This is a genomic window from Marinobacter lipolyticus SM19, assembly GCF_000397065.2.
GTDB classification, from domain to species: Bacteria; Pseudomonadota; Gammaproteobacteria; order Pseudomonadales; family Oleiphilaceae; genus Marinobacter; species Marinobacter lipolyticus.
The window spans coordinates 486,134-497,955 of the sequence record NZ_KE007317.1 but is presented as its reverse complement, the minus strand read 5'-3'; the positions used below and the strand labels follow the sequence as shown (position 1 = coordinate 497,955).

Here is an 11,822-nt window from a genome sequence, read left to right as displayed (position 1 = left end):
ACATATAGCGCCTTTATCTTGGATAAAGGAGTATTAGTATGAATGTGATTAAAAGGTTTGCTGCTCGATTGCCGCATAGTTGGCAAGTTGAGTTAAAACGTATCCATTATGGAGGACAGATCAAGAAAGGGAATTTTTTGACGGACGAGCCTGAATATAAAATACTCCACCAACTGATAAGTCCTGGTGATTGGGTCATCGATATCGGTGCAAACGTGGGGCATTACACCAAGAAATTTTCGGAGCTGGTTGGAGAGCAGGGTAGGGTTATAGCCTTTGAGCCTGTACCTACAACTTTTTCGCTTCTTTCTGCGAACGTCCAGAAATTCAAGCAACCCAATGTTTCTTTAATTAATGCTGGCGTTTCCGACAAGTTGGATGTTGCCGGTATTTCTATTCCATTGTTCTCGACAGGTTTGGACAATTACTACCAGGCACATATTTCAGCCTCCGCAGGAAGTGAGCTATCCGTACTTACCCTACCTTTGGATGCCCTTAAGCTGCCCAAAAAGGTTGCTTTAATCAAGATTGATGCAGAAGGCCACGAAGCATTTGTTTTAAGGGGGATGCGAGAACTCATCAAGAGTTCGCTCCCTACGCTTATAATTGAGACCAGTTCTGAAGAGATCATTAAAGAACTGGCTTCATTGGGCTACGTCCACGAGCAATTGCAAAATTCTCCGAACTTATTGTTCAAATTTGAGGCTAAGGAGCAGGTCTAGCCCAAGGGAAGGCTGCTAAAACTCTATTCTTTTCAAGTTAAAGTGTCAGGGTTTTTTACAGGTTTTTTGCGATACTCCCTTAAGTTGTTGAAAATTTGATGTTGGTATAATCTATGCTGGTTTTAAATTCTATATCCAGAGAAAAGGCCGACTGAAATGCGTACGCTTGTTCTGGTGCTAATCTTTTTTATAAGTCCTATATCGATGGCAACCCCTATTGAATATAGTTTTGAGGGGTATACCAGTTCTATAACTTTAAATACCGGCGATCATGATCCGAATTCACCTTTAGTCAGAGATGATGGTGTAGTGATTACCAATGGCGACTCTTTTATGAGTGGCCACATTGTATTTGATCCCGACGCAACAAGAAGTGGTGCGGGAGGGTCTGGCTTGGGCGAGATTCTGAACTGGACATTTTCCACACAAGGACTCACGTACTATGGCGAAGGTGGTGACTTTCACTTTTTGAATTTTGATGATAGTTCTTTTCAATATCTTGATGAAGTTCCCAGTGGAGGGTATGGGCCAGATGTAGTGTATTTGGATTTCAATTTCAGCGGCGAGCCTTTTGCACAAGGTCCAAATAACTTTCCAGTTTCTGACTTTATAGATGGTCATTTTTCCACGGCTATTGATCTTTCCTGGATAAATGATGACCTAACGATGTGGGGGCTTGAGGGAAAATTAACAGATTTAAAAATTAAGGAATGGACTGTTCCCAGCCCCTCGTCATTATCAATAATGATAATTGGATTATTCGTTATATGGCTATATTCTTTAGTAAGACCAAAAAAATTCACTTGGTCTTACTAAAGACTTAATTCTGACTATTTGAATTGTAGTCGGATTCAGTGTCTTCTTCTATTCTGTTTTCCTAATGTATTAGAAACAAGAATTCTGAATTTTCTACGTTCCGAACTACTGCTTAAGTAAAATGCAACAGCGATAGATGCAACAAAAATAATGAGTGACTTTTCAAAAAAAACTTTGATTGATAACTCCGGGCTTATTAAGATCCTGTCAAATAACGTAGACATGAGAAGTATTAGTATGGAAACTACCAACGGCATTTGTCGTATTTTTAATGGATATAACTTATTTCCATTGTATATAGCATATGAATACTGAGCAACGCATCCCAAAGAAAATGCAATTGAGGCGCCAACGAATCCGTACCAAGGTATCAACAAAAAGTAAAAAATAGAAATGGCGATGGCTGTTACTGCATTATTTTTGGTTACTTCCAAGGTTCGGTCGGTGTACATAAAACTGAAATTATTGAATATGGTCAGGCTTTGAAATATTCCAGCGACTACCAGGAAAGGTACTGCGTTTGCGGCAGGATGAAAGGGCGGGGCAGACATAATATTGATAGCTGCGCCCGAAAAAATACTTACACCTATGCCTGCTATTACGAGCAATGCTGTTATCATTCGAAACGCGAGGGAGTAGTCCGGGTATGGATTGCTTGATTTGGCAATCTCGAAGCGCTCAGTCTGCCAATACTGGGAAAATGGTAACCAGATTAGTAATGGGGCAATTGATCCAAATTTTGCTGCGAGTTCGAAAAGACCGACCTCACCAAGTGACGAAAATAGCCTGATAAAGTACCTATTTGATGACCCTATATATAGTCCGATTACCCCCGATATCCAGAGTGGCCAACTGAATTTCAATATATTTAATGCTATATTCTTTCTTAAAAGTAATCCGGTCTTGTATACTGTGTAAATTGATAATGCTGATGCGATTAATACGGATGAGATCAAACTGCTTAGTGCTAATCCCATCAGTCCCCAGTCAAGAATAACAATGGTCAAAATATTTAAGCCAAGCTGTAGTGCCAGCTTTACCATGTTGAAGTTGAAGTATGTCCAAGGCTTCTTTACTATCCTTAGATAGGTCAGCCCATATTGTTCCAGAGCGTGGGTAAGTATTAATGCGGAAAAAATGACGATGTATATGCTATATTCCCGACCCCCGAAGATCACTTCCGCTAAAGGGTCGGAGAAGCTGGCCATCAGGATGCAGGCCACACCACTGGAAATTGATGTCACCAGGAGTGCGGTTGTCACCACCGAATTTTTCAGTAATTTGGTTTCTTCCTGATGATAAAACTTGGGAACGGCCTGGAACATATGCCCACCCAGGATAATCTCAAACAGGCTTACCAGAAAAATAAGAAGACCTATAACTCCATAGTCAGCTGGTGTTAAATAGTGGGTATAGACAGGCAGCATTATAAAGCCAACTAACTGTCTTGATATGTTGCCTGCTGCATATATGGATGAGTGTTTTACCATTTGCTGTGCCTGGGTCACAGCGAAAACTCCACTTGCTTTTCCAGTTCCTCGAAAATATTAATCAACCCTTTTGCCTGAGCCGTTCGTGAGTAATAATCAATGACGCGGTCACGGCCTTTTTCTCCCATTGTTTTCAGGTAGTCTGGTGTATCCAGGAGTTCGTGTAACATCTTTGCAGCAGATTCGTAGTTGTTTACCGGGAAAGCACGGCCGGTTTCAGAGGTAATAGCTTCGTTGAGTCCCGGGAGGTCTGAAACCAAAATAGGGAGCCCTGTTGCTGCCATTTCCAGTGAGGACATTGGGAATGAATCCCACTCGGTAGAAGCTATCATGCCGATGGAACAACTTTTCAGAAGGGTGGGTACGTCACTGCGGTAACCGCCGAATGTGATGTGCTTGTTCACCTCCGGGTCCTTTAGGTAATCGGAAAAGTTGTCTTTTTCACCGTCGCGGTTTCCCAGAATGAGGAACTGCACATTCGTTCGTTTAAGGTCCTGAACGAGTACCCTGGCCGTCTGTAAAATGACGTGCACGCCTTTCCTTCGCTCCATGTGACCAGAAAAAACCACAATGCTCCTTTCCTTCGGGATGTTGAAGCACTCGTGGGCATAGTGTTTTTGTTCCGGGTCCGGGGCATATTTCATGGTATCGATGCCAGTCTTCACAACTGACGTCTTCGATCGCGGGATCCCGCGACCATTCACTGCGGTGTTGCGCATCCCTTCTGATTGAAAGACATAATGGTCTGGCCCGAAACGCCTGGCGGATACCTCCAGCTTTTTGAGTAGAAGCTTTACCCCGTTGTTGACCGAACTCATAGGAGCCCCCCAATAGGATACAAAGGTGTTGATACCTCCTCTCCTTAGCGCTCGATACATGGGGGCTGACACAGGCTGGTCGAATCCGAGCAGGCGGGTGATCTTGTTATCCCTGACGTAATCCTCCACTTCCTGTAATTTCTCGGGGTCTGAACACTGTGTTCTCAATTGAAGAATGTTCGTGAGGTTGTCCGGTAGGGAAGGCGTCATGCCATTGTCGAGGTTGGCATACGCGTAATGGATGTTCCTGACATCACCGGTGAAGTGCTTCGCCACCTCCAGGAATGTGTGCTCGTGGCTGGAGGCTGCATAACCTGGATTGGATTCGCAATGAAACAACACCATCATCCCTGTCACAGTCAAACGTCCTCTGTTACTTCTCTGTGTGGTTGTATAGCCGTCGATTCGGGCATGCCCGCAAGCAGGTTGTAAGGGCGCTCGCTTTGCTGTCTTGCCTCTTGCTGTATCATTTTTGCCGCAGCGATAAAGTCAGCTCGCGACCTCAACGCCTCTTCTATCAGAGGCTCAAGACCTGTCTCTATGTCCGAAATGGAGGTAACAAGCGGCTTGAGCCCCAATGCTTCGAATGATCCTCGCAGTTTCGCCTGGGTGTATTCATCAACGTAGACACCAACCGCTGGCACACCGGTAGACAATGCAAAAATCAATTGATGATAGCGCATTGATATGACAAGCTGACTATCAGCTGTCAATGCTTTTAATGTTGATGCTAGTGGAATCGGGTTAACGAGTTCGAAGGGCTCATTTTGCCAAAGGTGCTTGATCTGGTTGGCTAGCTTAATATCTCCCTCGGTTCCCTTGGGTGCATGATGAGGGATAAACACTGTACCAAGATTCTGCGTCCGAACGGCGCGTTCAATAACTTCGGCAACTCTGATCACAGCCTGGTCATCCATTCCACCAAACTTCCTCATCGAGACGCAGGCGAAAGGCTGGTGCCTTGAGCTGAGTTCACGAGTCATATCATTGTGTTTTTTCTCCAGATAACAGGCATCATCCAGTGCAAAATGCACGGGCGCGCTGACCTGGGTTTGGGAGAAATGAACGTCCCTGACGCCGATCCATTTGGCTTTCGGCAATATGGCGTCCACCTTTTTCCGATGATCTTCGGTGTACGGCCCAATGGTTTGACTAACAAGGTAAACATCTTTTCGGAAAAGGTTAGCGATTTTCAGCAGCCGGAGGCGCGCTTCAAGAACACCGGGCCATACGCTTGTCATGTTACCGCCCCCGCAAATAACGATCTTGTCACAGCGTAATACCTGATAGACGTTGGTGGCGATTGCCTTTAAATAGGATAAAGGCTTTCTCCGGAGCAAACGGCTGAGCTGTTCATCCGGTATATGGTAAAACGCAAAAGCATTGATTCCATAGGTTTCAGGAACTTTGGCAGGATCGGCGCAGCCCAGTATGAGATTGTGCTTCCCGACCCGCTTACCGAGGCGCTCAATAGCGACTTCAGCCATTGCTTCGTCACCCACGTGGTACTCCGGCCCCAGCCCTGTGATATCAGACAGCATGAGAATTCTAGGCATTTTCATTTTTCTCTTGGCCAATGTGCGATCCAGTGATTGAAATTCCTTTTCAGGCTGAGCCATTGCTATATAACGTTAGGTATTCCTTGGTATTTTTGTGAATCCCGAACGTGTCGCGGACATGGGACAATCCCGCCAGTTGTTTTTGGTTCCTGGCGGTGCCTGTTTCTAATATTGTAGTTGTTATTGAGGCATAGCTATCGGGAGTTTGCTGGTCAACCAGCCATCCACAGTTCCCGTTGTCGAGCACTTCCGGAATTCCGCCAACTCGATGTGCCGCAACAGGTATTTCCAGGGCCAGTGCTTCAAGTAAACTCATCGGCAGCCCCTCGTGGTCTGAGGTCATCAGGAGTAAATCCAACTTTCTCAATTCTTCGAGTGCGGGGTTCACAAAGCCTTTAAAGTCGATATTTTCGGAGATGTTTGCATCCTCCGCTAATTTACGGAGTTCACCTTCCATGGGGCCTGAGCCGATAATGACTCCGGTGCAGGCAACACCTTGTTGATTCAGCCGTGCAATGGTTTCGATGAAGATGTCCATCCTTTTCACCGCAACCAGCCGTCCGACGATCCCGATTCTAAGTGGGTTTTGCGGTGATTTTTGGGGCACAAGCCATTGTTCACGGATATCGTCGACATCGATGAAATTGAAGATCTTATGCACCTTCCCCGGAAATATGGGCCTGAGCTTTTCCTCCAGTTGGGTGGATACCGCGATGATAGCCTGCTGACGGAAACGGCCGAGGAGAATATCCAGCTGTTTAACGAGCCATTTAACTGGCCGCCCGATAGTGAGCGCTGTTTCCGGATTGCCGTGGATGGTGCGAACAGAGTAGGGCACCCGTGCGAGGTCCTTGCCAATAATACCCAGGATGTTTTCCTTGAAACCGTGGGTATGAACAACGCGGGATTTGTGCTTTTGGCAGTGATTTCTGATCGTAAGGATTATCTGTAAAGAGGAGAGGTTGGTTTCATCGGCTATGTCTACCGGGATGCCGAGTTCCCGGAGTTTGCTGCTGAGGATGCCATCGTTAAATACAACGGCTGTAGGACTAACGGCACCGGACATTTTCAAGGCCTTGCACAGTTGGTACACCTGTACCTCGGCTCCCGCCCAAAGGTCACCGGAAACGATATGGGTAACAACAGGAAGCGGTTCAGGAGCGCTCATAGAATGCCGCGACCTATGGTTGCCAGAAGTGTGCGGAAGCTATAGCTGTTGCCGTCGTGCAGATTGAAACGATGAAGGTCAAATGGATCCTGATTCACTTTATTCCACCCTGTTCGTGTGGTGCAGGCGGCTTCGTAGTGTTCCGCAACGAGTCTTTCACCATCTTTGGTGATGTTGCCGTTGGGATAACAGAAAATCGGCACAACGCCCTTGTCCAGCTTTTTCAGGTCATCCAGGCAATCGACGATTTCACGCTTCAGCTGCGAAGCATCGGAAATCCGATTCAGCCGATAATGGTGCTGGGTGTGTCCCCCATACCGGATCAGGCCGTTGGTGGCCATTTTAACGAGCTCCGGAGTGTTCAATATGGATCGTATGTTTGCTGTGTCTTCCGGCAAGTGCCCTTGGCCAGGAATTGCCTTGAGGTGATTGAGTATGGATTGATCATCAAGGGCTTTTAGTCTACTTATTACTTCATCAGCTTCTTTTAAAGTCAGTGGTTTTTCCGTCGCTTTTTGATTGGGCAAAAAAGGAATCAACCACTGGAAATCGGGGACGGAATCTGGAATTGCTCTGGTTGTTAGCAGTGTCAGAACCTGCTCCGGCCAGAAGGTCTGGTTTGTATCCAGCAGTTGAGTGACCAGGAATATCGTTGCAGGGATGTTTTCAGCTGTTAGCACCGGGTAGGCGTACTGGTAGTTATCTCTCCAGCCGTCATCGAAAGTTAAAGCGAATGACAGGTCAGGAAGTGGCTCGTTACCGGATCGTTTTTCGAGCCATTCATTCAGGTGAAGCGGGGCAGCTCCCAGTGATTTCATGTGGCGAATATGTGCCTGCAGTACTTCGGGGGCAGTCACCATTCCGGGCTGTTCATGCTTACGGTCCGGGTGATCTGTGGGCAATATTCTGTGGTAAGTGAGAATGATCAGAGTTGGCCTGGACGTGAACCGAACTTTCACCCAGCCAACCAGCGCAAACATTGTCAACGCAATGAACTTGAGACCAGTTCGCAAATAGGCCAATTCCGTGCCTCCTTGGGCGTAGCCAATGGTTTTGGCTTTACTGTCCATGTATAGTCTGTTACCACAACAATTCTGCCAGTCACAAGCGGAATTGTCATTAATGCCGGTTCACATGGATGGAGAGCTATGCTGGTATTTCTCTTCTGGTTGTCCCTGCTGGGATCCGTATTCAGTTACCTGATCTATCCCCTTGTATTAATGTGTTTACCCAAAAGGAAACAGGCGGCCCTGTCCGATCCGGTAAAAGAGGGAAGCTGGCCGAAGGTTTCCCTGATCGTAACGGCGCATAACGAAGAAAGTCGTATCCGGGAAAAAATTGAGAATTGCCTTGAGTTAGACTATCCGGACCTGGAAATACTGGTTGCTTCCGACTGCTCGACGGATGGAACCGATACCATCGTTGAGGATTATCGCCGGGACAATGTTCTTCTCGCCCGTGCAGAAGAGAGGAAAGGCAAGGAGCACGCTCAGTATCAGGCAATCCTGAGGTCTTCCGGAGAGATCCTGGTGTTTTCCGATGTGGCCACAGCCATTCCGGAAGATGCCATTCGCAAGCTGGTGCGTTATTTTGCCGATCCGTCGGTTGGAGCTGTCTCCAGTGAGGACCGGTTTGTCAGCCGTGATGGTGGTGTTGTGGGCGAGGGCGCCTACGTGCGTTACGAGATGTGGCTGCGTGGGCTGGAATCGGCACGGTCAGGGGTTGTTGGCTTAAGCGGTTCCTTTTTTGCAGCCCGCAGAAGCGTGTGTGTTGATAATTGGGATATCTACTCTCCCAGTGACTTCAATACGGCTCTGAATAGTGCCAGGGCAGGGCTGGTGGCCGTTACAGCGCCCGATGTACTTGGTTTCTATCAGGATGTTGCCGATGCGTCGAAAGAATTCCAGAGGAAGGTTCGAACCGTTATCAGAGGCGTGACGGCTTTGAGTCGACATCCGGAAGTTCTGAATCCGTTTCAATTCGGCATGTTTGCGTTTCAGGTGTTCGCTCATAAGCTCATGCGTTGGGCAGCTCCCTGGTTCCAGATTATTTTCTTGTTTTCGTCTTTGTTGCTCGCGGGCAAGGGGGGCATCTATCTTCTGGCGCTTATTGCTCAACTGGCGTTTTATGGCCTGGTACTGGCCGGCCACCTATACCCGACTCTACGGGACCATTCAGCCGTAAAAATTCCATATTTTTTCGTTCAGGTTAACGTCGCTACTGTAAATGCCACGGTAAGTTTCTTGTTGGGTCGGAGGATGACCGTATGGACACCTTCAAAGCGGTGATCGGAATTCGGGTCTCAGTGAATGCTTGGTAAACTGAGGCCTGTCGGTAGTCGAGTACCGCGCCCTGGTTGCTCTGCCGGTGTTAAATTGAGTTGGGAAGATCACTACCGGACCGAATTTACAGGCTCTGGCACAGAGGCGCTTTCAATTGCCGTGGCCATTGCGATGGCTCATAGACCTGAAGTGCGGGAACCCGAGGTGATCATTCCCGCTTATGGGTGCCCGGACCTGATTTCAGCAATTCTCGCACAAGGAGCGAAGCCGGTTTTGGTGGACCTTCTGCCGGAATCCCCGTGTATGAATGACGCTCAGGTCCGGGATGTGATCACTACCGAAACCGTTGCCGTGGTGGGCGTGGATTTTCTGGGTATCTCAGAGCGTCTCGATGTGTTGTCGCAAGTGTGTCGCGATAGGAATCTGTTTCTTATTGAAGATTCCGCACAGAGTTTCCCGCCGGCAAGCTCGGATAGGCCTTTGGCCGATCTGGTCGTATTGAGTTTTGGTCGTGGTAAGCCGATCAATCTCATGGGGGGAGGGGCGTTACTCATCCGCAGGGAGATTGTTGATCGATCTCTTGCGGTTCTTGGTCGCTATCCTTTGTCGGAAGTTGTAACTGGACTCTCCTGGAAGCTCAAAAGGTCTGTGTTTAATCTTCTCATGGCCCGACTTCCCTTTTTCATCCTGGAAAAAATGCCATTTTTGGGAATTGGTGAAACCCGATTTCGTAAACTCAAGACAATTTCCAGGCTTGAGCTTCCCGAAGCGTTACTGTCCTCAGCGATTTTTGAATTTGGTGCGAGGCCATTGATTCATAAGCTATATGACAGGGAGCTGCAATCCATTGAGGTATTTGGCTGGAAACTTCTGGGAAAGCGGAAAAGTGAAAGCACCGGCGGTGATCCGGATACGCCAAGACTACGATACGCTGTATTGGCGCCTGATAAAGAGTTGCGTGATCAGGCTCTGAGGTCACTCAATCGCTCAGGCATAGCGGCCAGTGCTTTTTACGATAAAACCCTCCCACATATTGAAGGTGTTGAAGAAGCTTTGAAAGAGAAACCGTTTCCCTGTGCCGACGATTTCGCGTCGAGGCTCATGACGCTACCTTGTCATGAAGATGTAAAAGAGTCTGATATTAGCCTTATAGCCAATATAATCAGAGGTATCGCCCAAAATTAATATTTGGCTTCCTGTTTACTCAATTGTTCTCACGCCAATTTCCGAGTATTCCCCTTCAACACCATCTGTGTCTATGGCTCTTATCCTGAACTGCCATTCCCCTGTTCCAAGGTTATGGATGACATGGCTATTGTATGGTGTCGGTTCCAGGAGAACGGTTTGCTCTTCACCGCCGGCTCCATCCAACTTGATTGCATCTGCAACGACGTAACCGTCGGCATCATTATTGATTTCAACAACAAGGGATGTGTCACTGGTTTCAAAGGTGCCAAGGGGTTGCCACGTGCCTCCATTGCTCCTCTGGTCAACGGTAGCGGTTGCAGTCACCTGTTTCCCGTTACTGTCAATGTAGGTGTAGCGATACGTTGCGTTCGAGGCTCGTAATCCACTGGATACCCAATGGCCAGATAACTGATAGGACGTTTGCGGTGAGAGTTCATAAACCTGCCATTGTGCGGTAGCTTCACCGGATCCGGGTTCCATGATGAAGTAATCATCGCCAATGAACCCGCCATATCCCGTAGAGGTGCGACCACCGCCATATGAGTTAAATGCTGTGGAGCTGTTATCTATGATGCGTTCTTCAGAGGTGGAGACTTGCCCGTAAGCGATTTCGTACTGTGCAATTTCGCTTTCTGCAAGAGCACTTCCGTCGGTTCTTTGAGTGGGCGCCTGCCAGGTCAGCAACACCGAGTTACTGGGCAATGTGCTGTTGCTGTCATTTGGATCTGTGTCAGCCTGGTATTCCTGATAGTTGGAAAGTCCATCTCCGTCAGAGTCTGTTCCAGCATCATCGATTGTCGGATCCAGTCCGTAAGACACCTCAAAGCCATCTGGTATAAAATCACCATCTGTATCGGCAGTCGTCGGATTTGTCAGGAAGAGATGTTCGTCCCCGTTGGAAAGTCCGTCACCATCGGGATCCAGTTCAGCATCTGACGGATCATTCGGATTAAGCCCATATTGGACCTCCCATGCATCAGGAATTCCGTCACCGTCAGTATCGTCTGTTGGGGTGACAACTTCTTCGTCCGGTGCTGTTACGCCGGTTTCCCGGAACAGGACAGCATCCGCAACAACCCATCCATCAGCATCATTGCTGACGGTGACACGCCCTGTGAGTGTTGACATTCGGTAGGTGCCGAGTTTGAACCACTGACCCCCGGTTTCTCTTTGATCAACAGTCACGGTTTCAGTGACAAGGTTGTTGTTGTTATCCAGATGGTGAACGATAAACTTGACGTTAGAGCCCCTGCGTTGCGTAGATGTCCACTTTGCGAAGACATCGAAGGTCCTGATAATGTTCAGATTCCAGGTCGCAACATTCTCGCCGGTTCCGGGTTTTGAGATGAGATAATCCTGTCCTTCGAAACCGTCTATCGAGGAGGAGACTCTCCAGTCGCCTGTTGAATAAAAACCAATGTTATCCCTGTCGATGGTGTGTTCTGACGTACTCCCTGCAGCCGTTGGAGGCAGATCTCTAATATCAAGTGGTGCGCGGGATGCACATCCCGCAATAAGGGAGCTTGCTATAGACAGAAGTACCACCGTGTTGGCCCTAACCATGACAGCACCCTCTGCGACAATTGGTTTTGAGGTGTTTGTTTCGAATTTACCTTCTGTAAGCATGGCATATAAGGACAATATTCAAAGGCGAAGGCTAGTTTTTGTGATTATATCTGTTCGTTTTTTATTCAATAAGTGAGAGCGGGAGTTAATGGCCTAAAGCTTTTGTGCCTGGGCTGGTCATCTCCGCGAGCCTGATGAAGCATCTCGTTGCAC

At 47.8% G+C, this 11,822-nt stretch carries 10 protein-coding genes; 4 read left to right on the top strand and 6 right to left on the bottom strand.

Annotated features, from left to right (window positions below; all coding sequences use genetic code 11):
- Positions 1-38 precede the first annotated feature (38 nt).
- Complete coding sequence (locus tag MARLIPOL_RS08615) at positions 39-722, top strand: FkbM family methyltransferase (protein WP_012137670.1); 684 nt, start codon at positions 39-41, stop codon at positions 720-722.
- A gap of 156 nt (positions 723-878) precedes the next feature.
- Positions 879-1,538, top strand: a complete 660-nt coding sequence (locus MARLIPOL_RS18540) for a hypothetical protein (RefSeq protein ID WP_145768762.1) — start codon at positions 879-881, stop codon at positions 1,536-1,538.
- Between the two features lie 35 nt (positions 1,539-1,573).
- Here MARLIPOL_RS18540 and MARLIPOL_RS08605 read toward each other — a convergent pair whose 3' ends face one another.
- From MARLIPOL_RS08605 to MARLIPOL_RS08585, 5 genes are read right to left on the bottom strand one after another with little or no spacing between them, the layout of a single operon-like run.
- Entirely contained in the window at positions 1,574-3,046 is a 1,473-nt protein-coding gene (locus MARLIPOL_RS08605; protein ID WP_012137668.1) for a lipopolysaccharide biosynthesis protein, read from the bottom strand.
- Positions 3,043-4,194: a glycosyltransferase family 4 protein gene (locus tag MARLIPOL_RS08600; RefSeq protein WP_012137667.1), complete on the bottom strand. Its 1,152-nt coding sequence runs from the start codon at positions 4,192-4,194 to the stop codon at positions 3,043-3,045. Before MARLIPOL_RS08600 ends, MARLIPOL_RS08605 begins: the two co-directional genes overlap by 4 nt.
- Positions 4,195-4,205: 11 nt before the next feature.
- The gene (locus MARLIPOL_RS08595) at positions 4,206-5,465 is read right to left on the bottom strand and encodes a polysaccharide pyruvyl transferase family protein (RefSeq protein ID WP_012137666.1); all 1,260 of its coding nucleotides are present in this window, start codon (positions 5,463-5,465) and stop codon (positions 4,206-4,208) included.
- On the bottom strand, positions 5,452-6,573 hold the full coding sequence (locus tag MARLIPOL_RS08590; protein ID WP_012137665.1) for a glycosyltransferase: 1,122 nt from the start codon (positions 6,571-6,573) through the stop codon (positions 5,452-5,454). Before MARLIPOL_RS08590 ends, MARLIPOL_RS08595 begins: the two co-directional genes overlap by 14 nt.
- On the bottom strand, positions 6,570-7,643 hold the full coding sequence (locus MARLIPOL_RS08585; RefSeq protein WP_012137664.1) for a polysaccharide deacetylase family protein: 1,074 nt from the start codon (positions 7,641-7,643) through the stop codon (positions 6,570-6,572). Before MARLIPOL_RS08585 ends, MARLIPOL_RS08590 begins: the two co-directional genes overlap by 4 nt.
- 78 nt (positions 7,644-7,721) lie before the next feature.
- On the opposite strand from MARLIPOL_RS08585, the gene MARLIPOL_RS08580 reads away from it, so the two are divergent.
- On the top strand, positions 7,722-8,861 hold the full coding sequence (locus MARLIPOL_RS08580) for a glycosyltransferase family 2 protein (protein WP_012137663.1): 1,140 nt from the start codon (positions 7,722-7,724) through the stop codon (positions 8,859-8,861).
- An 87-nt stretch (positions 8,862-8,948) separates the two neighbouring features.
- Positions 8,949-10,040, top strand: a complete 1,092-nt coding sequence (locus MARLIPOL_RS08575) for a DegT/DnrJ/EryC1/StrS family aminotransferase (protein WP_036190984.1) — start codon at positions 8,949-8,951, stop codon at positions 10,038-10,040.
- A 15-nt stretch (positions 10,041-10,055) separates the two neighbouring features.
- Here MARLIPOL_RS08575 and MARLIPOL_RS08570 read toward each other — a convergent pair whose 3' ends face one another.
- Positions 10,056-11,606 carry a golvesin C-terminal-like domain-containing protein gene (locus MARLIPOL_RS08570; protein ID WP_012137661.1) on the bottom strand — a complete coding sequence of 517 codons (1,551 nt, stop codon included), beginning with the start codon at positions 11,604-11,606 and terminating at the stop codon, positions 10,056-10,058.
- Between the last annotated feature and the right edge of the window lie 216 nt (positions 11,607-11,822).